A 21,564-nucleotide genomic window follows, 5' to 3' on the forward strand; every position below is an offset into this window, starting at 1 on the left:
GCTCGACCAGGCTCAGCCGGAGTCGGCACGGCGGGGGCTGACCGGCAGGGGAGGAGCGCCCCGGCCGGGTCCCCTCAGCCGAAGGCGTCGAAGCCGAGCTTGACGGCCAGGCCGATGCCCAGCACCGCGATCACCCGGCGCAGCCACGTGCCGTCGACCCGGCGCACCACCCGGGGCCCCAGCCGGCCGCCGACGAAGAACCCGATCGCCAAGGGCAGCATCTCCGCCCACGCGACATCGGCGAACAGCGCGTACCCCACCGCGGCGACCAGGTTGGCGACCAGCAGCAGCACGTTCTTCGCCGCGTTGCCCCGCGGCACGGTGGTGCCGGTGGCCAGCAGGAACATCGCGAGCATGAGCACGCCGGCTGCGGCCCCGAAGTAGCCGCCGTAGATGGCGATCACGTACACGCCCACGCCCAGCCACGCCTGCGACCGGCGCCCGCGGCGGCCCTCGGCGGCGAGCTCGCGCGGTGGCCGCTGCACCAGGATCGCCACCGACGCCCCGGCGATGAGGAACGGCACGATGCGCTCGAACCCGCCCGCCGGGGTCACGAGCAGCAGCACGGTCCCGGTCACCCCGCCGAGCAGGGCGGCGACCGCGAGGGGCAGCAGCCGGCGTCCCTGGCCGACCAGCTCGGGCCGGGACGCGCTCACCGACCCGACCCCGTTGAACACCAGCGCGACGGTGTTCGTGACGTTCGCCGTGACCGGTGGCAGCCCGGCAGCCAGCAGCGCCGGGTAGCTCACCAGCGACGCGAGCCCGGCGATGGACCCGGTCAGCCCGCCGCCGACCCCGGCGACCAGCAGCAGCACCCACTCCACCCAGCTCACGTCAGCAGCACCACGATCGCCACCAGCCCGACCGCGACGATGAGCGTGCGCAGCAGCCACGAGGGCAGGCGCCGTCCGTACCGCCCACCGAGGAACCCGCCCACCAGCGACCCGGCGGCGACCAGCCCGGCCGCCCGCCAGTCGATCCGGTCGGCCGCGACCACCACGTAGGTGAGCGCCGCGACTGCGTTCACCCCCAGCGTCAGCACGTTCTTGAGCGCGTTCAGCTGCTGCAGCGAGTGGGGGAGGAGCAGGCCGAACAGGCCGATCTGCAGCACGCCCTGGCTCGCGGCGAAGTAGCCGCCGTACGTGCCCGTGGCGTACGCGCAGCCGGCCAGGGCCAGGGTGCGGCCGAGCGGGACCCGGTCGGTCGGCGACGGGCCCGCGCCGGTGCGCCGCGACGCCAACCGACGCTGCAGCAGCGGCTGGGTCGCCACGAGGACGATCGCCAACCCGACCAGCACGGGGACGACGGTCTCGAACGCCGCCGCCGGCAGGTGCAGCAGCAGGAAGGCCCCGGTCAGCGCCCCGAGCACCGACGCCGGGAACAGCGAGAGCAGCAGCCGGCGCTGGCCGGTCAGCTCCCGCCGGTACCCCAGTGCGCCGGTCAGGTTGCCCGGCACGAGCCCCATCGAGTTCGACACCGTGGCGGTCACCGGTGGCAGCCCCACGGCCAGCAGCACCGGGAACGTCACCAGCGTCCCGGACCCGACGACGGCGTTGATCGACCCCGCCGCGAGCCCGGCCAGCGCCACCGCCACCATCTCGAACCAGCTCACGACGTCATCGCCCGCGACGATGCCACAGCCGGCCCGGGTCGCCCGACGGGGTCCGCCGTCCCCGACGGGGTCCGGGCCCGTCGCGGTTCAGGAGTCCTTGCGGCCGGCGTCCACCACGCGCAGCACCGGGGCGCCCTGGTCGTCGGAGGCCTCGAGGTCGACCTCGACGTCGATGCCCCAGTCGTGGTCGCCGTCCGGGTCGTCGATGATCTGCCGCACCTCCCAGAAGCCCGGGCGCGAGGAACGGTCGACGACGAACAGCGCCGGACCGCGGGCGTCGGCGCCGGTGAGCACCTCGGCGTGCTCCGCGAAGTAGGCCTGCACGACCTCGCCCCAGCGGTCGGCGTCCCAGCCCGAGCCGGCGTCCAGCTCGCCGAGGTCGTACCAGCGGCGGCGGGCCCAGAACTGCACCCGCTGCCACACCGCGTTGCGCACCATCGCGGTGAAGGCGCGCACGTTGCCGGTGAGCGGGCGCGGCCGGGCCGGGACGGCGGGGACGTCGACGGCGTCCGAGGGGTTGGTGAGCTCCTCCCACTCGTCCAGCAGCGACGAGTCGACCTGCCGCACGACCTCGCCCAGCCACTCCACGACGTCGGTGACCTCCTCGGTGCGGGCCTCGGCCGGGACGCCGGACCGCAGTGCCCGGTAGGCGTCGGTCAGGTACCGCAGCACCGCGCCCTCGGAGCGGGTGAGCCCGTAGGCGTTCACCAGCTCGCGGAAGGTGTAGGCGTTCTCCCACATGTCGCGGACGACGCTCTTCGGCGAGGGCTCCACGGCCGCCGCCCACGGGTTGCCGCGCACGAACGTCTCGTGCGCCGCCTCCAGCAGCTCGGCCAGCGGCTTGGGGTAGGTGACCTCCTCGAGCAGCTCCATGCGCTCGTCGTACTCGATGCCCTCGGCCTTCATCTCGGCCACCGCGATGCCCCGGGCCTTGTTCAGCTGGGCGCCGAGGATCTGCCGCGGGTCGTCGAGCGTGGACTCGATGACGCTGACGACGTCGACCACGAAGGTCTCGGACTCCGGGTCGAGCAGGTCGATGACGGCGAGGGCGAACGTGGACAGCTGCTGGTTGAGCGCGAACCCGGCCGGCAGGTCGCCAGTGAGCCGGTAGGTGGGACGGCCGTCCAGGACCACCCGCTCGACCACCTCGGCCGCGATCAGCGTGCGACCGATGCCGATCGCGTCGCGGATGAGCTTCAGCTGCCGCTTGCGGGGCTCGTGGTTGTCGGTGAGCAGCTTCGCCAGCGCCGCGACCGGGTCGCCCGGGCGGGCCAGCACGTTGAGCAGCATGCCGGTGGTCACCTGGAAGTGCGACGTCAGCGCCTCGGGCTCGGCGGTCTCCAGGCGCTGGGCGGTGGCCTCGCTCCACGGCACCATGCCCTCGGGCACCTTCTTGCGCACCAGCTTGCGCCGCTTCTTCGGGTCGTCGGCCACCTTCGCGAACTGCTTGAGGTTCTCCACCTCGTGGTCGGGCGCCTGCACGACGACGTACCCGGCGGTGTCGTAGCCGGCCCGCCCTGCCCGACCGGCGATCTGGTGGAACTCGCGCGCGGAGAGCAGCCGCATGCGGGTGCCGTCGTACTTCGACAGCGCGGAGAACACCACCGTGCGGATCGGCACGTTGATGCCCACGCCCAGGGTGTCGGTGCCGCAGATGACCTTGAGCAACCCGGCCTGGGCCAGCTGCTCGACCAGCCGCCGGTACTTGGGCAGCATGCCGGCGTGGTGCACGCCGATGCCGTGCCGCACCAGCCGCGAGAGCGTCGTCCCGAAGGCGCTGGAGAACCGGAACCCGCCGATCAGGTCGGCGATCTTCGCCTTCTCCTCCTTGGTGCACACGTTCACGCTCATCAGCGCCTGCGCACGCTCGAGCGCGGCGGCCTGGGTGAAGTGGACGACGTAGACCGGCGCCTGCCGGGTGTCCAGCAGCTCCTGGATGGTCTCGTGCGCCGGGGTGGTGGCGTAGGAGAAGTGCAGCGGCACGGGTCGCTCGGCGCCGGCGACCAGCGCGGTGGGCCGACCGGTGCGGCGGGTGAGGTCCTCGCGCAGCGCGGTGGTGTCGCCCAGCGTCGCCGACATGAGCAGGAACTGCGCGTTCGGCAGCTCGAGGATCGGCACCTGCCAGGCCCAGCCGCGGTCGGGGTCGCCGTAGAAGTGGAACTCGTCCATGACGACGAGCCCGATGTCGGCCTCGGCGCCCTCGCGCAGCGCGATGTTGGCCAGGATCTCCGCGGTGCAGGCGATGATCGGGGCGTCGGCGTTGACCGCGGCGTCGCCGGTGAGCATGCCGACGTTCTCCGCGCCGAACACCCCGCACAGGGCGAAGAACTTCTCGCTGACCAGGGCCTTGATCGGGGCGGTGTAGAAGCTCACCCGGTCCTGGGCCAGGGCGGCGTACTGCGCGCCGGTGGCCACCAGCGACTTGCCCGAGCCGGTGGGGGTCGCGAGCACCACGTTGGCGCCGCTGACCAGCTCGATCAGCGCCTCCTCCTGGTGCGGGTACAGCGTGGTGCCGGCGGTCTGCGCCCAGGCGGCGAACTCGGCGAACAGGGTGTCGGCGTCGGCGCCGTCGGGCGGGGAGAGAACAGTCATGAGGTGGACCAGGATCCCCCACGCACGGTGCCGGCGATCGCGGCGACGTCCGCGGGGCGCACCCGGCAGCACCCACCGACCAGCCGGGCACCGGCCGACAACCACTCCGACACGTCGCCGACCCCGGCATCCCCGGTCCAGGCACGCGCGTCGGCGTCCCAGCGCTCGCCGCTGTTGGGGTAGACGACCACGGGCTTGCCGCTGGCCACCCGGGCCCACACCACCGCCGGGACGACGGACGCCGGGTCGGTGCAGTTGACGCCCACCGCCACCACCTGGTCGACGCCCCGGACCATGCCCAGGACGTCGGACAGCGGCTCGCCGCGGCGGGTGCGGGCCACGCCGTCCGAGCCGGTCACCGCCGAGAGCGAGAACCAGGCGGGGACGTCGAGCGCGGTGACCTCGGCCAGCAGTGCCTCGACCTCGGCGGCGCCGGGCAGCGTCTCGCACGCCAGCACGTCGACCCCGGCCTCGGCCAGCACCTGCAGCCGCGGCCGGTGGAACTCCCGCAGCTCCGGCAGCGTCACCGAGGACAGGTAGTCGCCGGTGTACTCCGACCCGTCGGCCAGGTACGCCCCGTACGGGCCCACCGACCCGGCCACCCACGAGGACGGCGCGCCCTCCCGGGCGAGGGCCACCGACCGGGCGATGAGCCCGGGGGCGTCGTCGAACCCGGCCGCGGCGAACCCGGGGACCGTGGCCTGGTAGCTCGCCGTGGTCGCGACCTGGGCCCCGGCGGCCTCGAACGCGGCGTGCGCGTCGCGGATCGCCGCCGGGTCGTCGCGGAGCAGCCGGGCCGACCACAGCGCGCTGGTCACGTCGTGACCGCGGGACTCCAGCTCGGTGGACAACCCACCGTCCAGGACGACGGGGCCGGTGGTGAGCGCTTCGGCGAGGGTGGGCACGGACGCCGATCATCCTCCGGTCCGCCGATCAACCGGCTTGCCGGCCCCGGGACACTGGCACCCGTGCCCACCGACGACCCCAGCGGCGACCTCACGGTCACCCCGCGGCTGGTCGTGCCCGCAGGGATGCTCGGCTGGCGGTTCAGCCGGTCGTCGGGCCCGGGCGGGCAGGGCGTGAACACCGCCGACAGCCGGGTCGAGCTGTCGGTGCGGGTGCTGGAGCTCCCTGGCCTGACCGAGCACCAGCAGGCCCGCCTCGCCGACCGGCTGGGCGCGCGGCTGGTCGACGGCGTCCTCACCATCGCCGCGTCGGAGAACCGGCAGCAGCTGCGCAACCGCGAGGCCGCCCGCGCCCGCATGGCGATGGCCATCGGTCAGGCCCTGGCACCCCCGGCGCCACCCCGCAGGAAGACCAAGCCGACCCGGGGGTCCAAGGAGCGGCGGATCACCGCCAAGAAGCAGCGCGGTCAGCTCAAGAAGCAGCGAGGCGCACTGGACTGAGCGTGCGTGCACGCCGGTCGCCCGAGCGGCCGGGCACGTCGACCTCGCGCAGCTCGTGGGTGGCCACGTCGTGCACGAACCCGCGAACCGCCTCCGGGTACAGCAGGAACGCCGACCGGCGCACGCGGCGCACCGACTGGGCGACGTCCTCGTCGAGGTCGGTGAAGGTCTCGATCGCGAAGGACGGGGAGACCCCGCTGTCGGCCTGCAGCTCGGCGCGGAACCCGTCGTCGGTGATGGTCTGCATGCCGCAGTCGGTGTGGTGCACGAGCACGACCTCGCGGGTGCCCAGCTTGCGCTGGGAGATGGCCAGCGACCGGACGACGTCGTCGGTGACCACCCCACCGGCGTTGCGCAGCACGTGCGCCTCGCCCGGTGCCAGACCCAGCACGTCGAACAGGTCCAGCCGCGAATCCATGCAGGTCACGATCGCGACCTGCAGCCGCGGTCGGAGGGACAGGTCCGACGGCGCCTGCGCGGTCGACCAGGTTCGGTTGCGCTCGACGAGGACGTCGGTGGCGGTCACGGTGTCTCCCGGGGTCAGAGGGTCTCCCCGGTGTGGTCGGCACCGGGGGCGTCGGCATCCATGACCCCGAGGGGGGGAGAACGCCGCACAACCGGCAGGACGCCGCCGTGCGGTCGACGGAACGCGACCTTGACGTCGGCGCAGCCGACCCGACACGGGACCACTCCAGGCTGCGTCCGTGCCCACCGCCGTCCCGTCCCGCACCCGGACGACGCAGACCCACTGCCCGTACTGCGCCCTGCAGTGCGGCATCGCGCTGACCGCCGGCGACCGCCCGGCCACCCTCGTGCCGGCCGACTTCCCGACCAACCGCGGCGGCCTGTGCTCCAAGGGCTGGTCGGCCACCGAGCTGCTCGACCACCCCGAGCGGCTGACCCGGCCCCTCGTGCGGAGCACCCCCGGCGACCGGACGTCGGCGTTCGTGGAGACCTCGTGGGAGGCGGCGATGGACGTCGTCGTCGCCGGCATCCGGCGCACCCAGACCGCGCACGGGCGCGACGCCGTCGGCTGCTTCGGCGGGGGCGGGCTGACCAACGAGCAGGCCTACCAGTTCGGGAAGTTCGCCCGGGTCGCGCTGCGGACCTCGCAGATCGACTACAACGGCCGGTTCTGCATGTCCTCGGCGGCCGGCGCCGCCAACCGCGCGTTCGGCCTGGACCGCGGGCTGCCGTTCCCGCTTGCCGACGTCGGCGCGGCCGACGTCCTGCTGCTGGTGGGCAGCAACCCGGCCGACACGATGCCGCCGGCGATGCAGTACCTGGACGCCTCCCGGGAGAAGGGCGGCAGGCTGTTCGTCGTCGACCCCCGCCGGACGGCGACCGCCCGTGCCGCCGAGCTGCACCTGCAGGCGCTCCCCGGCACCGACCTGGCCCTGGCCAACGGCCTGCTGCACATCGCGGTCGCCGAGGGCCTGGTCGACGAGCAGTACGTCGCAGCCCGCACCACCGGCTGGGACGCCGTCCGCACGTCGGTCCAGGCGTACTGGCCCGACCGGGTCGAGCGGCTCACCGGGGTCCCCGTGGCCGCCATGCGTCGCGTCGTCCTGGCGCTGGCGGGAGCCGAGAACGCGATCGTGCTGACCGCGCGCGGGGCCGAGCAGCACCGCAACGGCACCGACACCGCCCAGGCGTGGATCAACCTGGCGCTCGCCCTGGGGCTCGTCGGCCGCCCGGGCAGCGGCTGGGGCACCGTGACCGGGCAGGGCAACGGCCAGGGCGGCCGCGAGCACGGGCAGAAGGCCGACCAGCTGCCCGGCTACCGCATGCTGTCCGACCCCTCGGCCCGGGCGCACGTCGCCGCCGTCTGGGGGGTCGACCCCGACACGTTGCCGCAGCCCGGCCGCAGCGCCTTCGAGCTGCTCGACGCCCTGGGCCGGGAGGTGCACGCGCTGCTGGTGCTGGCCTCCAACGTGGCGGTGTCGGCCCCCGACGCCCGCCGCGTGATCCACCGGTTGCGCGACCTGGAGTTCCTCGTGGTCAGCGACTTCTTCCTGTCCGAGACCGCCGAGCTGGCCGACGTGGTGCTGCCCAGCGCGATGTGGGCGGAGGAGGACGGCACCATGACCAACCTCGAGGGCCGGGTCATCCGCCGCCGGAAGACCCTCGACCCGCCCGGCGAGGCCCGCGACGACCTCGCACTGCTGGCCGACCTCGCCGAGCGGCTCGGTGCCGGGGCGCACTTCAGCGCCGACCCCGAGACCGTCTTCGCCGAGCTCGGCCGGGCCAGCGCGGGCGGGAAGGCCGACTACGCCGGCATCACCTGGGGCCGGGTGGACGCCGAGCAGGGCGTCTTCTGGCCCTGCCCCACGCCCGAGCACCCCGGCACCCCGCGGCTGTTCCTCGACCGCTTCCCGACCCCCGACGGCCGCGCCCGGTTCGTCGCCGTCGAGCACGTCGGCGCGCACGAGCCCCCGGACGCCGAGCACCCCTACGTGCTCACCACCGGACGCGTCATGGCCCAGTACCAGTCGGGCACCCAGAGCCGCCGGTCGCGCAGCCTGCAGATGGTCGCCCCGGCCCCGCGCGCCGAGCTGCACCCCGACCTCGCCGCCCGGCACGGCATCGCCCACGACGACGTCGTCGAGCTGACCACCCGCCGCGGGAAGGCCCGCTTCACCGCCACGGTCACCGAGGCGATCCGTCCCGACGTCGTCTTCGCGCCCTTCCACTGGGGCGGCGGGTCCAGCGCCAACGCGCTCACCGATGCCGCCCTCGACCCGATCAGCCGCATGCCGGCCTTCAAGACCTGCGCGGTCGCCGTCGCCCGCGTCGGCGGTCCCGTCGAGCAGGTGCCCGCCCCGACCTCCCAACCGGTGCCGCTCGTCCTCGAGACCGCACCCCGCACCCCGTTGACCCCGACCCGGAGGAGAACCGCAGCCGTGACGAGCACCCCGAGGTTTCTGCAGGGCGTCTTCGCCCTCACCGGCGAGGGCCTGACCAAGCCCGGCCCGGTCGACCCCGCGTTGACCTACACCGTGCCGGCCGGGGCCAGCGCCCAGGCGCTGTACTTCCGCGGCGGCAACTCGACGTCCGAGCTGGTCTACGTGCTGCTGGTGCGGGACGGCGAGCCGGTGCGCTGGTTCCCGATCGGCGCGAAGGGCGACGTCCACGTGCCCCTGCGGGTGGTCGAGGACATCCCCGGCGGCACCGTGATCACCCTGCACGCCGCCGCGCCCGAGGGCGTCACCGGCGAGCTCGTCGTCGACCTGGGTCTGGTGGAGGTCCGATGACGGCGATCCTGGGGGCCGGCACGCGCGCCGTCGCCGAGCTGGAGCCGGCCGACACCCGTGCGCGGATCGTCGTGGTGGGCAACGGCATGGCCGGGGCGCGCCTGGTGGAGGAGGTGCTCGAGCGGGACGGCGGCCGCGACTTCCGGATCATCGTGTTCGGCGACGAACCGCACGGAAACTACAACCGGATCATGCTGTCGCCGGTGCTGGCCGGCGAGGCCGACGAGGCCGACATCGTGCTCAACAGCCACGACTGGTACGCCGAGCGCGGCGTCGAGCTACGTGCCGGGGTGCGGGTCGAGCGCATCGACACCGTCGCCAAGGTGGTGCACGCCGCGGACGGGACGGCCACGCCCTACGACCACGTCGTGCTGGCCACCGGCAGCCACTCCTTCATCCCGCCGATGACCGGGGTGCGCACGGCGTCGGGCGACCTGCTGCCCGGCGTCGTGGGGTTCCGGACCATCGACGAGACCCGCGAGATGCTGGCCGCGGCCCGCACCCACCGCAAGGCCGTCGTCATGGGCGGTGGGCTGCTCGGTCTGGAGGCCGCCCGCGCGCTGCAGGCGCAGGGCATGGCCGTCGAGCTGGTGCACGCCATGGGCTGGTTGATGAACGCCCAGCTGGACGCCGAGGCCGGCGCGGTGGTGCGGCGCAGCGTCGAGGAGCTGGGCATCACCGTGCACACCGACGCGATGGCCACCGAGGTGCTGGGCACCCACCGGGTCACCGGGGTGGTGCTCAAGGACGGACGCACCCTGGACTGCGACCTCCTCGTGGTGGCCGCCGGGGTGCGGCCGCACACCGACGTCGCCGTCCGGTCCGGGATCGAGGTCGAACGGGCGGTCCTGGTCGACGACCGCATGGCCACCGACGTCCCCGACGTCTACGCGATCGGCGAGTGCGCGCAGCACCGCGGCACGGTCTACGGCCTGGTCGCCCCCGCCTGGGAGCACGCCACCGTGCTGGCCGACCTGCTCACCGGTGCGAACCCGGGGGCGGCCTACACCGGCAGCCGGACGGCGACGAAGCTCAAGGTCGCCGGGGTCGACGTCGCCGTGATGGGCGTGAGCACCCCCGAGCGGGACACCGACGAGTTCCTGGTGATCAGCGAGCCCAAGCGCGGCGTGCACCTCTCGGTGGTCGTGCGCGACGACCGGCTCGTCGGCGCCACGCTGGTCGGCGACACCCGCAAGGTCGCCTTCCTGACCCAGGCCTTCGACCGGGGCACCCCGCTGCCGGCCGAGCGGATCAAGCTGCTGGTCGACCTCTCCGACGGCGAAGCCGAGGTCGGCGTGGCCGAGCTGCCCGGGGACTCGCAGGTCTGCAACTGCAACGGCGTCACCAAGGACCGCATCTGCGGCGCCGTGGCCGAGGGCTGCACCTCGCTGCCGAAGGTCATGGACGCCACCCGCGCCGGCAAGGGCTGCGGCTCGTGCAAGGGCCTGGTGCAGCGGATCGTCGAGTGGGCCGCCGACGGCGCGCTGACCGAGGAGGAGTCGGCGTCCTGGTACGTGCCGGGCGTGCCGATGCCCAAGCCCGAGCTGATCGCGGCGATCAAGGAGCACGACCTGCGCAGCGTCTCGGCCGTCTTCGCCACCCTCGCCCGGGGCGGTCAGGAGGACGCGAAGTCGAAGATGGGGCTGGCCAGCCTGCTCAAGATGATCTGGGGCGCCGACTACGTCACCGAGCCCGACGCCACGTTCGTCAACGACCGCGTGCACGCCAACATCCAGCGCGACGGCACGTTCTCCGTCGTCCCGCAGATGAAGGGCGGGGTCACCACCCCCGACCAGCTGCGCAGGATCGCCGACGTCGCGGAGAAGTACGACGTGCCGATGGTCAAGGTGACCGGCGGCCAGCGCATCGACCTGCTCGGCATCCGCAAGGAGGACCTGCCGAAGGTGTGGGCCGACCTCGGCATGCCCTCGGGGTACGCCTACGGCAAGTCGATGCGCACGGTGAAGACCTGCGTGGGCAGCGACTTCTGCCGCTTCGGCCTCGACGACTCCACCCAGCTGGGCATCGACCTGGAGACCCGCTTCCAGGGCGTGGAGAGCCCGGCCAAGATCAAGATGGCCGTGGTCGGCTGCCCGCGGAACTGCGCCGAGGCCTACGTGAAGGACGTCGGCGTGGTGGCCACCGGCAAGGGCCGCTGGGAGGTCTACGTCGGCGGTGCGGCCGGTGCCTCGGTGCGCAAGGGTGACCTGCTGGCCACCGTCTCGACCCCGGCCGAGGTGCTGGAGCTGACCGGTCGCTTCCTGCAGCTGTACCGGGAGAACGGCAACTGGCTCGAGCGCACCTACGACTTCGTGCCGCGCTTCGGGGTGGACCGGCTCAAGGCCGTGCTGCTCGAGGACAGCGAGGGCCTGTGCGCGGCGCTCGACGAGGGCATCCAGCGCTCGGTCGACGCCTACACCGACCCCTGGGCGCGCGACCTCGCCGAGCCGGCGTCCCCGGGCCAGTTCCGCACCTCGCTGCCGCTGACCGTGCTGCCGCGGGTGCCGGTCCGATGACCACGCTGACCGCCCACGTGGTCGGCCGGGCCGACGAGGTGCCGGTGGGGGAGGGGCGGGCGTTCACGGCCGGGGGGACGCCGGTGGCGGTCTTCCGGCTGCGCGACGGCTCGCTGCGCGCGGTGGCCGCGGTCTGCCCGCACGCCGGCGGCCCGATCGCCGACGGGCAGAGCGACGCGACGGTGGTGGTGTGCCCGCTGCACCTCAACGCCTGGCGCTGGGACGGCACCCCGACCACCGACGCCGCGCCGCTGCCCGTCTACCCGGTGCGCGAGGAGGCCGGCACCCTCGTCGTCGAGGTCTGAGCGTCGGGACGGGAGGCCGCGGGTCAGGTCAGGGCGGCGAGGGCGGTGTCGACGTCCTCGGGGCGGACGAAGTCCAGGGCCAGCAGGCGGTGCAGCAGCACTCCCCGGCGGGTCAGCCGCAGGTCGGCCGGCCGCAGCCGGGGCTGGGCGGAACCCCCGGGCCGGGGGACGGCGACCGGCGGGTCGAGCAGCCCGGCCATCTGCAGCCCGGTGAGGTCCTCCAGCGCACCCCACGTGGTCCAGGCCCGCGGGTCCACCGGCACCGGGGTGAGCGGGAGCGGCGACCGGTCGCGCCGTCCGACCGCGGCCAGCAGCGCGAGCTGGCGCCACGTGAGGTCGCGGGCCACGAGCAGGGCCCGCTCGGCCAGCGCGACGTCGACGTCGGGGGAGACCACCACCTCGGCCAGCAGGCACCCCAGGTGACGCACGCGGCGGTCGTCGGTCGCGGCGCGGGCGGCCAGCAGCACGGCCTCGCCCAGCTCCCGCGCGGAGACCCGGCCGCCGGCGCGCTCGGTGAAGAAGCCGTCCGAGCGCACGGTGCGGTCGCGGCGCGAGAGCGTGATGCCGTGCTCGACGGCGAACGCCAGCGCCGCGCCGGCCCGGGCGGCCTCGCGGCGGGGCAGGGGCGCGGCGGCCAGGTCGTCGGCCAGCTCGCGCAGGCACGCCCCGAACCGGTCGTCGAGCTGGAGCGCGGCGTCGGTGGGGGAGTACACGACGGTCGCGGCCGCCGAGGTCATCGACCCGGCGATCCCGAACCCGGACTCGATGAGCACGCGGCCGGGCTCGGAGGTGGTCACGGACGCGATCATCCCGGGCGCGACCCGTGCCCGCAGCATTCCTCACCACGTGGGGTCAGCTCCGGTGCGGGGAACGGAACACAGCTCGCCCGCACGGGCAACGGCCAGGTCATGCGGCCGCGCCAGGGTCACCGCATGGCCCTGGCGACCGACACCGCACCCACCACACCGACCCGACGCGGGGGGAGGTGGATCGACGACTGGCGGCCCGAGGACCCCGAGTTCTGGGCGACGACCGGCAAGCCGATCGCCCGGCGCAACCTGTGGTTCTCCGTCTTCTCCGAGCACATCGGCTTCTCGATCTGGAGCCTGTGGTCGGTGATGGTGCTGTTCCTCGGCCCGGCCTACGTCGCGGCCGGCACCTTCACCGGCGAGCCCGCCGAGGTGGCTGCCCAGAAGTTCCTGCTGACCGCGCTGCCCACCGCGCTCGGCGCGTTCGTGCGGCTGCCCTACACCTTCGCCGTCGCCACGTTCGGCGGCCGCAACTGGACCATCGTGTCGGCGTCCCTCCTGCTCGTCCCCACGGTCGCCACCGCGTTCGTGCTCGAGCCCGGGGTCAGCTACACCACGCTGCTCGTGGTCGCCTGCCTGGCCGGGGTCGGCGGCGGCAACTTCGCCAGCTCGATGGCCAACATCAACGCCTTCTACCCCGAGCGGGAGAAGGGCTGGGCGCTCGGTCTGAACGCCGGCGGCGGCAACCTCGGCGTCCCGGTCATCCAGCTGGTCGGCCTGCTCGTGCTGGCCACCGTCGGGGCCGACCACCCGCGCATCGTGCTGCTGGTCTACGTGCCCTTCATCGTCGCGGCCGCGGTCGGCGCCGCCCTGCTCATGGACAACCTGTCCACCACCCGCAACCAGCCCCGGGCGCTGCGCGACGCCACCGGCGAGAAGCACACCTGGGTGATGTCGTTCCTCTACATCGGCACCTTCGGCTCGTTCATCGGCTTCAGCTTCGCCTTCGGCCAGGTGCTCACCAACCAGTTCAGCGGCTCGTTCGCCACCCCGCTGGCCGCCGCCTCGCTGACCTGGCTGGGCCCCCTGCTGGGTTCGTTGATCCGCCCGGTCGGCGGCAAGCTGGCCGACCGCTTCGGCGGCGCCCGGATCACCGCGTGGGTCTTCGTGGCCATGGCCCTGGGTGCGGCGGTGGTCTTCGCCGCCAGCCAGGTCGGCTCGTTGCCCCTGTTCGTCGTCGGGTTCGTGCTGCTGTTCGTGCTCAGCGGCCTGGGCAACGGCTCGACGTACAAGATGATCCCGGCGATCTTCCGGGTGCAGGCGATGGACGCCGTCGCCGCGGGTGAGGACGCCCGCACCGCCGACCGCCGGGCGCTGCGCATGTCCGGCGCGCTCATCGGCATCGCCGGCGCGGTCGGGGCCTTCGGCGGGGTGCTGGTGAACCTGGCCTTCCGGCAGTCGTTCCTGACCACCGGCGCCGGTGACGCCGCCTACCTGGTGTTCATCGCGTTCTACGTGGTCTGCGTCGCCGTCACCTGGGCGGTCTACCTCCGCCCCGGCACCCGGTTCCGCGTGTAGCTCAGACCGCCAGGCGGTAGCCGCGCTTGACGACGGTCTCCACGACCGGTGCGCCGAGCGCGGCCCGCAGGCGGGTCACGGCCATCTCGACCGCGTGCGCGTCGGTGCCGCCGGACAGCGCGGCCAGCAGGTCGGGCCGGGACACCACCGTGCCGGGACGGCGGGCCAGCGTGCGCAGCACGGCCATGGGCGCCGGGGCCAGCTCGACCAGCCGACCGTCCAGGACGGCGGCGTGCCCGCGCACCTGCAGGTCGTGCCCCCCGCACTTGAGGACGGGGTCGCGCTCGGGCAACCGGGCCACCACCTCGCGGGCCAGCGCCCCGAGCCGGGCCCGCTCGGGCTGCACGGCCTCGACACCGGCGGCCGTCAGCGGGCCGGCGGTCACCGCGCCGACGGCCACGGCCAGCACGCAGTCGGCGAAGGCGGCGAGCACGGCCGACAGCACGCCCTCCTCCTCGGCCACCTGCAGCGTCGACGCCGCGGCCGGGGCCGACGTGAACGTCACCGCGTCGACGGCGCGGGCGGCGACGGCGTGCACCAGCCGGCGCAGGGGCGCGGTGTCCTCGGGCAGCACCCACCGGTAGACCGGCACCTTCACCACGTCGGCGCCGGCCTGCTCGAGCCCGGTGACCAGGTCGGGCAGCGGGTCGCCGTGCAGCTGGACGGCGATGCGCCGACCGGTCAGGGGGCCCTCGGCACCCGACAGCAGGTGCTCGAGCACCTCGGCGGAGCTCTCCGAGGCCGGTGACCACGCGTCGACCAGGCCGCCGCCACGAATGGCTCCCCGCGCCTTGGGCCCGCGGGCCAGCACCCGGGCGCCGGCGAGGTGGTCGACCAGGGGCAGGTCCCAGGCCTCGGCGGCCCCCAGCCACCCGCGGAACCCGACGCCCGTGGTGGCGACGACGAGGTCGACCGGGGCGCGCAGCACCTCCTTCGTCGCCGAGACCAGCTCGGCGTCGTCGGCCAGCGGCACGATGCGGATGGCCGGCGCGCTCACCACCCGCGCACCCCGCCGGTCCAGCAGCGCGCACAGCTCCTCGGAGCGGCGGGCCGCGGTCACCGCGACGGTGTACCCGGCCAGCGGCGGCGGGCCCTCGGTGGTCTCCTCCGGCTCGGTCACACCCCCATCGTGTCGCGCCCGTGTGACGGACGTGTGTCAGCCCAGTTCCCGTGCGGCGTGCTCGGCGATGGCCCCGGCCGTGGTCAGCCAGACCTCGTCCCGGCGGGCGGCGACGTGGGCCAGCGCGGTCCGCAGCGGCCGCAGCCGGTGCGGGACGCCGACCACGTAGGGGTGGACGGCGATGCCCATCACCAGCGGTGCGCTGCGCGACTGCTCGAGCAGCTCGTCGAACGTGGCCACCACCATGTCGGCGAACTCCTGGCCCGACGCCCGTCGCGAGACCACGGCCGGGATGTCGTTGAGCTCCTGCGGGTAGGGCACCGACAGGATGCGGCCGCCGTCCCGGGTGGCCAGCCAGGTCGGCTGGTCGTCGTGCGCCCAGTCGAGCAGGTACGTGTACCCGGCCTCGGCCAGCAGGTCCGGGGTCACGTGGCTCTCCGAGATCCATGGGCCCAGCCACCCCGCCGGACGACGCCCGCCCCGCTCGACCAGCACGCGCGTGGCCTCGGCGATGAGCGCCCGCTCGTCGACCTCCGAGAGGTCGGCCTGCCGCTCGGCGTTGGTGCGGCCGTGCCCGACGAGCTCGTCGCCGCGGGCGAGGAAGGCCTCCACCAGGCCGGGGCAGTCGGTGAGCACCCGGCTGTTGGCCAGCACCGAGCAGGGCAGGCCGAGGGCGTCGAAGGTCTCCAGCAGCCGCCAGGCCCCGACGCGGTTGCCCCACTCGCGCCAGGCGTGGTTGAGCACGTCGGGGCCACCGCCGCCCGGCGCGAGCTCGGCGCCGCGCCCCTCGCCGAAGTCGAAGACCTCGAGGTTGAGCCCGACGTAGACGGCCAGCCGGGCACCGCCGGGCCAGTCGTAGGTCGGGCGGTCGGGCAGGGCGGACCAGGGGTACCGGCCGTGCCGGGCGGGGGTGTCCACGCCGCCCCCATGCCCCGCCGGGGCGGGTGGGACACCGGGGACGGATGGGACCGACCGTGCTCGTGGGGCGCCCGACTGCCGATGAGTGGTGCACCTCACCCTCCGCGGACCCCAGGACCGGCCATGTCGCTTCCGCTCACCACCCCGAGCCCCCTCCCCGCCCGCACGGCCGACCCCGTCCTCGAGGCCGCGGTGCAGCTGCTGGCCGAGCGGGGGTGGCACGGGCTGACCCTGGCCGACGTGGCCGACCGTGCCGGGGCCGAGGAGGCCGAGCTGCGCACCGCCTGGACGTCGCTGTCCGGTCTCGTGGGCGCCGCCGTCGCCGCCGTCCCGGTGCTGGTCGACCGGGGCGGCACCGGCAGCACGGCCGGGGACCTGCTGCGCATCGTGGAGCACTGGGGCCGTCCGCTGGGGCGCGGCGAGCTGGCCGTGGCCGCCGTCGCCGAGGCCGCCGGCCGTGATCCGCTGCTGCGCGCCGGGGTCGAGGTCGCCGTCACCGACGCCGTCCAGGAGGTCGTGTGCGCGGTCTCCGCACGCGCCCGCCGGCGCGGTGAGCACATCGGGGCGGCCCGCCAGCAGTGGGTGACCGCCGTCCTCGGCGGCGTGGTGTGGGACCGGATCACCGGCCGCGGGCGCCCGGTGCCGGCCGCCCGCCGGGCCGAGCTGGTGGACTCGATCCTCGCCTGCGCCTGAACGACCCGGTCCGCACTGCGCGGTGGCGCCCGCACCGCCACCCTGGGCGCATGCGGATCCAGCGCCCGGTCACCGTCCTGCTCGCCGCCACCGCGATCGCCCTCACCGGCGGCTCGCTGACCGCCTGCGGTGACTCCGTCGGCGACTCGGTGCAGGACCGCCAGGACGACCAGCAGGACGACGACCAGGACGACCGGGACGACCAGCAGGACGACCAGGACGACGACCAGGACGACGACGACTGATCAGAGCGGCACGAACACCCCCGGCGCGGCCGGCTGCGCCGGGGCGCCGTCCACCCGCAGGTCGGCCCTCGCGCGGGTGTCCTCCGCGGCGAAGACGGCGGCCTCCTCGGCGGCCCACGCCGGCTGGAAGACAGTCATCGCGGCGCCGTCGCGGTCCGCCCACCGCTGCGCGCACGTGGCCGGCGGCGCCTGGACCCACACGAGCAGTCCCCGGACGTCGTCCAGGGCCCGGGCGCCCGACCCGCAGCCCTCGACCAGCAGCACCTCGCCGGCCGGCACCGTCGTCGGCACCCGGAAGGCCCCGACGGCCCAGTCGTAGGCGGCGAAGCGGGCGTCGTGGCCGGCCGCCACCGGGTCGAGCACCTGCGTGCGCAGCCGCTGGACCACCCCGGCCAGCGTCCAGCCGTCGTAGAGGTCGTCCAGGTGCACGACCGGGGCCGGGTGCGCAGCGCTGCCCAGCGCCGCGGCGAGGGCGGCGGCGAACGTGGTCTTGCCCGAACCGGCAGGTCCGTCGACGGCCACCAGCCGGGTGCGACCCAGCCGGGGCGGGGTGGCCCGCACCCGTGCGGCCAGGTCGGTGAACCTCACGGGACCGGGCTCACGCGGCGGTGAAGCGGGGCACCGGGCCCGCGGTGCCGACCACTGCGCCCCGGCTGGCCAGCAGGCGCAGGTGGGCGTCGGTCTCGGTGACCGCGAAGACCCGCATGCCGCGCTCGTACTCCGACCACGGGCGCGACCACGTGAGGTGGGCGGCGAGGTCCCACGGGGTGCTGCCCGGGTGCGTGCGCACCGCGTCGAGCAGCTCGCCCAGCCGGGCCTCGTGGTGCGCCCGCAGCTCGGCGGTGCGCGCGGCCAGCCCGGTGAACCGCCACTCGTGGGCGGGCAGCACCTCGGTGGGCTCGGGCCGCTCGCCGACCGAGGCCAGGGCGCCCAGGTAGTCGCGCAACGGGTCGGGCGGGCCCTGCGGGTTGGTCGAGATGTTCGGGCTGATCCGGGGGAGCACGTGGTCGCCGGACAGGAACACCCCGGTGCGCTCCTCGTCGAAGCACAGGTGGCCCGGGGTGTGGCCGGGGGTGTGCACCGCCCGCAGCGACCAGCCGGGGAAGTCGGCGACCTCGCCGTCGAGCAGCGCGCGGTCGGGCACCGCCATGCGGTGGAACCGCTCCCAGCGGTCGGGCGCACCCACGTCGGAGACCGCGGTCCCCCGGTCGGCGCCCAACCCGACCAGGAACGCGACCTGGGCGTCGACCGCGGCCACGGCGTCCCGGCCGGAGAAGGCCCGGACGGCGTCGCCGTCGGCCGGGTGCATGGCGATCCACGCGCCGCTGGCGTCGCGCACGCGCCCGGCGAGGCCGAGGTGGTCGTAGTGCAGGTGGGTCACCAGCACGCCGCGGACGTCGGCCACGTCGGCGCCGATGGAGGTGAGCCCGTCGGTGAGCGCCGTCCAGCCCTCCTCGTGCTCCCAGCCGCAGTCGACCAGCCCCAGCCCGCCGCCGTCGAGGGCGAAGGCGTGCGCGGACACGTAGCGCAGCGGGTTGTGCGGGATGGGCACCGGGATCGACCAGAGGCCGGGCCGCACCTCCTCGACCGGCGGCAGCTCCCGGGCCTGCCAGGCGGCGTGCTGGGCCGTACCGGTGATCTGGCTGCTGGTCACCGCCCGCACTCTGCCAGTGGGACACTGGCGGGCGTGACCACACCCGCCATCACGACGGTGTCCGCCACCCCCCGCCGCCAGCGCATCATGTGCGGTCTCATGGCGGCGGTCATCTTCGGGGTGATGCTCGTGGTGTCGATCCTGCTCAAGACGCACACCACCGGGGTCATCGCCTTCCGCACGTCCGACCAGGTGGCCACCACCGGGCTGGGCCTGGCGATGGCCGGCGCCACGCTGTTCCTCTCCCGCGCCCGGGTCGACGCCGACGCCGCCGGCGTGCGGGTGCGCAACATCGTGGGCACCCACACCCTGCCGTGGGAGCACGTGCGGGCCGTCCGGTTCGACGACGGCTCGCCGTGGGCCTCGTTGCTGCTGGTCGACGACGACGAGCTGTCGGTGCTGGCCGTGCAGGCCGCCGACGGCGAGCGCGCAGTGCGCGCGGTGGAGGGCATGCGCACCCTGCTGGCCGCCAGCCGCGCCTGAGGGGTAGTCTGTTCGGTGCCTCCCCCCGCTACATGAGGCGCACCACCCCGACGACCCCGCCCCGGGTCGTCGACCAAGAGGAGCCCGCTCCCACCTGACGTCGACCCAGACGCCCAGGTCACCTGAAGTGCGGGGCCGGTCCTGCCGGCTCCAGGCCCTCCCCGTTCGCGGGTCGAGGGCCCTTCTTCGGGTCGGGACGCTGACTCCTCATTCGTAGAACGAAGAGGAGAGGCCATCACCGAGCCCCGCATCAACGACCGCATCCGGGTCCCCGAGGTCCGCCTCGTCGGCCCCGAGGGCGAGCAGGTCGGCATCGTGTCCATCGGCGAGGCGCTGCGCCTGGCCCAGGACTCCGAGCTGGACCTCGTCGAGGTCGCCCCCATGGCCCGGCCGCCCGTCGTGAAGCTCATGGACTACGGGAAGTTCAAGTACGAGGCCGCGCAGAAGGAGCGCGAGGCCCGTCGCAACCAGACGCAGACCGTCATCAAGGAGATGCGTCTGCGGCTGAAGATCGACCCGCACGACTACGAGACCAAGAAGGGCCACGTCGTCCGCTTCCTCAAGGGTGGCGACAAGGTCAAGATCACCGTGATGTTCCGCGGTCGCGAGCAGTCCCGCCCCGAGATGGGCTACCGGCTGCTGCAGCGCCTGGCCGGCGACGTCTCGGACCTCGGCGTCGTGGAGTCCAACCCCAAGCAGGACGGCCGCAACATGGTCATGGTCATCGCGCCGCACCGCAACCAGGCGGCGCAGCAGGCCAAGACCGTCGAGGCGAAGAAGGCCAAGGCCGACGAGACCGCCGAGGTCCAGGAGCGACCGCTGGCCCCGCAGGCCCCGCCGAAGCCCGCACCCAGGGACCCGGTCGAGGCCGACCAGGCCTGAGCCGGCCTGGCCCGAAGACCCAGACACCGAAGAAGGACCGAGGACATGCCGAAGAACAAGACCCACAAGGGCACGGCCAAGCGCATCCGCGTCACCGGCTCGGGCAAGCTCGTCCGCGAGCACACGAACAACCAGCACAAGTTCGAGGTGAAGTCCTCCTCGCGCAAGCGCCGGGTGAAGGGGACCGAGGTGCTGTCGCCCGCCGACGCGCCCCGCATGAAGAAGCTGCTCGGTCTCTGACCGCCCCCACCCCCTTACCGAACTAGAGGAGTACTCACGTGGCACGCGTGAAGCGGGCGGTCAACGCCCAGAAGAAGCGCCGGACGACCCTCGAGGCCGCCAGCGGCTACCGCGGTCAGCGTTCGCGCCTGTACCGCAAGGCCAAGGAGCAGCTGCTCCACTCGGCGACCTACGCCTACCGCGACCGCAAGGTGCGCAAGGGTGACTTCCGCAAGCTGTGGATCACCCGCATCAACGCCGCGGCCCGGCAGAACGACATGACCTACAACCGGTTCATGCAGGGCCTGAAGCTGGCCGGCATCGAGCTCGACCGCAAGGTCCTGGCCGAGCTGGCCGTCAACGAGCCGGCCGCCTTCGCCGCGCTCGTGGAGACCGCGCGCGCCGCGGTCGCCGCCGCCCCGAACCAGACCGGCGTCGCAGCCGCGTAGTTCGACCGCCACGACGCCGTCGCCCCCGCACAGGGGGCGGCGGCGTCGTCGCATGTCCGGGAGGACCAGATGACCGAACCGCTGACCGAGCGCAACGGCCGCGTCGCCGCGGCCCGCAAGCTCACCCGCCGGGCCGGGCGGGACGCCGCCGGGGCCTTCCTCGCCGAGGGCCGGCAGGCGGTCGTCGAGGCGCTCGAGGCGGGGGCGGCCGCCGAGGTCTTCGTGACGCCCACGGCCGCCGAGGTCCACCGTGACCTCCTCGCCGGTGCCGGCGTGCCTGTGCGGTTGATCACCGACAAGGCCGCCGCGGGGCTGAGCGAGACGGCCACCCCGCAGGGTCTGGTGGCCGTCTGCCCGCTGCGCGACGTCCCGGCCGAGGCGCTGGTCCAGGACCCACCGCAGCTCGCGGTCGCGCTGGCCGAGCTCAACGACCCGGGCAACGCCGGCACCGTGCTGCGCACCGCCGACGCCTGCGGCGCCGGTGCCGTGGTCTTCGGCGCCGGGTCCGCTGACCCCTTCCAGGGCAAGACTGTCCGCTCCTCGGCCGGCAGCCTCTTCCACGTCGACGTCGTCCGCAGTGCCGCGCTGGATGTCCTGGTCCCGGCCGTGCAGGCGGCCGGGGTGCGGGTGCTCGCCGCCGCCGGCGACGGGGAGGTCGGCCTCGACCGGGCCGGTGCCGACGGGCTGCTCACCGGTCCGGTGCTGTGGCTGTTCGGCAACGAGGCCCGCGGACTGGACGACGCCCTCGCCGGCCTGGCCGACCACCGGGTGCGGGTGCCCATGCGCGGCCGGGCCGAGTCGCTCAACCTGGCCGTGGCCGCCGGCATCTGCCTCTACGCCACCCAGCTCGCCCAGTAGCCGCACCCGCGTGGCTGCGCGCATGCGCAGT

General features: G+C 74.4%; 22 protein-coding genes. 12 read left to right on the forward strand and 10 right to left on the reverse strand.

Translation table 11 applies throughout. From position 1 onward, the window contains the following. Nucleotides 1–74: 74 nt before the first annotated feature. From BLP29_RS12240 to mmuM, 4 genes are all read right to left on the reverse strand, one after another. Complete coding sequence (locus tag BLP29_RS12240; protein WP_092804623.1) at nt 75–833, reverse strand: sulfite exporter TauE/SafE family protein; 759 nt, start codon at nt 831–833, stop codon at nt 75–77. After that, a complete protein-coding gene (locus tag BLP29_RS12245; RefSeq protein WP_092804627.1) occupies nt 830–1,612 on the reverse strand; it encodes a sulfite exporter TauE/SafE family protein in 783 nt (260 codons plus the stop codon). Before BLP29_RS12245 ends, BLP29_RS12240 begins: the two co-directional genes overlap by 4 nt. Before the next feature lie 87 nt (nt 1,613–1,699). Then, nucleotides 1,700–4,204 carry a DEAD/DEAH box helicase gene (locus BLP29_RS12250; protein ID WP_092804630.1) on the reverse strand — a complete coding sequence of 835 codons (2,505 nt, stop codon included), beginning with the start codon at nt 4,202–4,204 and terminating at the stop codon, nt 1,700–1,702. After that, nucleotides 4,201–5,109 carry a homocysteine S-methyltransferase gene (gene mmuM, locus BLP29_RS12255; RefSeq protein ID WP_092804633.1) on the reverse strand — a complete coding sequence of 303 codons (909 nt, stop codon included), beginning with the start codon at nt 5,107–5,109 and terminating at the stop codon, nt 4,201–4,203. Before mmuM ends, BLP29_RS12250 begins: the two co-directional genes overlap by 4 nt. A 63-nt stretch (nt 5,110–5,172) precedes the next feature. Here mmuM and arfB point away from each other — a divergent pair, with 63 nt between their 5' ends. Further along, the gene (gene arfB, locus BLP29_RS12260; RefSeq protein WP_092804636.1) at nt 5,173–5,610 is read left to right on the forward strand and encodes an alternative ribosome rescue aminoacyl-tRNA hydrolase ArfB; all 438 of its coding nucleotides are present in this window, start codon (nt 5,173–5,175) and stop codon (nt 5,608–5,610) included. Here the strand turns inward: arfB and BLP29_RS12265 are convergent. Next, nucleotides 5,582–6,136 carry a beta-class carbonic anhydrase gene (locus tag BLP29_RS12265; protein ID WP_243469907.1) on the reverse strand — a complete coding sequence of 185 codons (555 nt, stop codon included), beginning with the start codon at nt 6,134–6,136 and terminating at the stop codon, nt 5,582–5,584. The genes arfB and BLP29_RS12265 overlap by 29 nt on opposite strands. 178 nt (nt 6,137–6,314) lie before the next feature. On the opposite strand from BLP29_RS12265, the gene BLP29_RS12270 reads away from it, so the two are divergent. The 3 genes from BLP29_RS12270 to BLP29_RS12280 are packed head-to-tail and all read left to right on the forward strand — an operon-like array spanning nt 6,315 to nt 11,685. Next, complete coding sequence (locus BLP29_RS12270) at nt 6,315–8,864, forward strand: molybdopterin oxidoreductase family protein (protein WP_092804639.1); 2,550 nt, start codon at nt 6,315–6,317, stop codon at nt 8,862–8,864. Further along, a complete protein-coding gene (gene nirB / locus BLP29_RS12275; RefSeq protein ID WP_092804642.1) occupies nt 8,861–11,380 on the forward strand; it encodes a nitrite reductase large subunit NirB in 2,520 nt (839 codons plus the stop codon). Before BLP29_RS12270 ends, nirB begins: the two co-directional genes overlap by 4 nt. Further along, entirely contained in the window at nt 11,377–11,685 is a 309-nt protein-coding gene (locus BLP29_RS12280) for a Rieske (2Fe-2S) protein (RefSeq protein ID WP_092804645.1), read from the forward strand. Before nirB ends, BLP29_RS12280 begins: the two co-directional genes overlap by 4 nt. 23 nt (nt 11,686–11,708) lie before the next feature. Here BLP29_RS12280 and BLP29_RS21045 read toward each other — a convergent pair whose 3' ends face one another. Further along, complete coding sequence (locus BLP29_RS21045) at nt 11,709–12,482, reverse strand: hypothetical protein (RefSeq protein WP_243469908.1); 774 nt, start codon at nt 12,480–12,482, stop codon at nt 11,709–11,711. Between the two features lie 135 nt (nt 12,483–12,617). Here BLP29_RS21045 and BLP29_RS12290 point away from each other — a divergent pair, with 135 nt between their 5' ends. Then, on the forward strand, nt 12,618–14,012 hold the full coding sequence (locus BLP29_RS12290) for an MFS transporter (RefSeq protein WP_092804648.1): 1,395 nt from the start codon (nt 12,618–12,620) through the stop codon (nt 14,010–14,012). A gap of 1 nt (nt 14,013) precedes the next feature. Here BLP29_RS12290 and BLP29_RS12295 read toward each other — a convergent pair whose 3' ends face one another. Next, the gene (locus BLP29_RS12295) at nt 14,014–15,132 is read right to left on the reverse strand and encodes a uroporphyrinogen-III synthase (RefSeq protein WP_092804651.1); all 1,119 of its coding nucleotides are present in this window, start codon (nt 15,130–15,132) and stop codon (nt 14,014–14,016) included. 36 nt (nt 15,133–15,168) lie between these two features. Beyond that, the gene (locus tag BLP29_RS12300; protein ID WP_092804654.1) at nt 15,169–16,050 is read right to left on the reverse strand and encodes a polysaccharide deacetylase family protein; all 882 of its coding nucleotides are present in this window, start codon (nt 16,048–16,050) and stop codon (nt 15,169–15,171) included. A gap of 123 nt (nt 16,051–16,173) precedes the next feature. On the opposite strand from BLP29_RS12300, the gene BLP29_RS12305 reads away from it, so the two are divergent. After that, on the forward strand, nt 16,174–16,743 hold the full coding sequence (locus tag BLP29_RS12305; RefSeq protein ID WP_165839368.1) for a TetR/AcrR family transcriptional regulator: 570 nt from the start codon (nt 16,174–16,176) through the stop codon (nt 16,741–16,743). Nucleotides 16,744–16,793: 50 nt separating this feature from the next. After that, nucleotides 16,794–16,988, forward strand: a complete 195-nt coding sequence (locus BLP29_RS12310; protein WP_092804661.1) for a hypothetical protein — start codon at nt 16,794–16,796, stop codon at nt 16,986–16,988. Here BLP29_RS12310 and BLP29_RS12315 read toward each other — a convergent pair whose 3' ends face one another. Further along, on the reverse strand, nt 16,989–17,576 hold the full coding sequence (locus tag BLP29_RS12315; protein WP_207798452.1) for a uridine kinase family protein: 588 nt from the start codon (nt 17,574–17,576) through the stop codon (nt 16,989–16,991). Nucleotides 17,577–17,586: 10 nt separating this feature from the next. Continuing rightward, the gene (locus BLP29_RS12320; RefSeq protein WP_207798453.1) at nt 17,587–18,642 is read right to left on the reverse strand and encodes an MBL fold metallo-hydrolase; all 1,056 of its coding nucleotides are present in this window, start codon (nt 18,640–18,642) and stop codon (nt 17,587–17,589) included. A 33-nt stretch (nt 18,643–18,675) separates the two neighbouring features. Between BLP29_RS12320 and BLP29_RS12325 the strand changes: the two genes are divergently transcribed. From BLP29_RS12325 to BLP29_RS12345, 5 genes are all read left to right on the forward strand, one after another. Beyond that, nucleotides 18,676–19,125, forward strand: coding sequence for a PH domain-containing protein (locus BLP29_RS12325; protein ID WP_243469909.1), 450 nt, complete (start codon nt 18,676–18,678; stop codon nt 19,123–19,125). A gap of 249 nt (nt 19,126–19,374) precedes the next feature. Continuing rightward, entirely contained in the window at nt 19,375–20,007 is a 633-nt protein-coding gene (infC, locus tag BLP29_RS12330; protein WP_243469922.1) for a translation initiation factor IF-3, read from the forward strand. A 45-nt stretch (nt 20,008–20,052) separates the two neighbouring features. Next, complete coding sequence (rpmI, locus tag BLP29_RS12335; RefSeq protein ID WP_091249756.1) at nt 20,053–20,247, forward strand: 50S ribosomal protein L35; 195 nt, start codon at nt 20,053–20,055, stop codon at nt 20,245–20,247. A gap of 38 nt (nt 20,248–20,285) precedes the next feature. Next, on the forward strand, nt 20,286–20,675 hold the full coding sequence (gene rplT / locus BLP29_RS12340) for a 50S ribosomal protein L20 (protein WP_055757838.1): 390 nt from the start codon (nt 20,286–20,288) through the stop codon (nt 20,673–20,675). A 69-nt stretch (nt 20,676–20,744) separates the two neighbouring features. Further along, nucleotides 20,745–21,533, forward strand: coding sequence for a TrmH family RNA methyltransferase (locus tag BLP29_RS12345; RefSeq protein ID WP_092804668.1), 789 nt, complete (start codon nt 20,745–20,747; stop codon nt 21,531–21,533). Nucleotides 21,534–21,564 lie beyond the last annotated feature (31 nt).

Source organism: Klenkia marina, from assembly GCF_900101025.1.
GTDB lineage: Bacteria > Actinomycetota > Actinomycetes > Mycobacteriales > Geodermatophilaceae > Klenkia > Klenkia marina.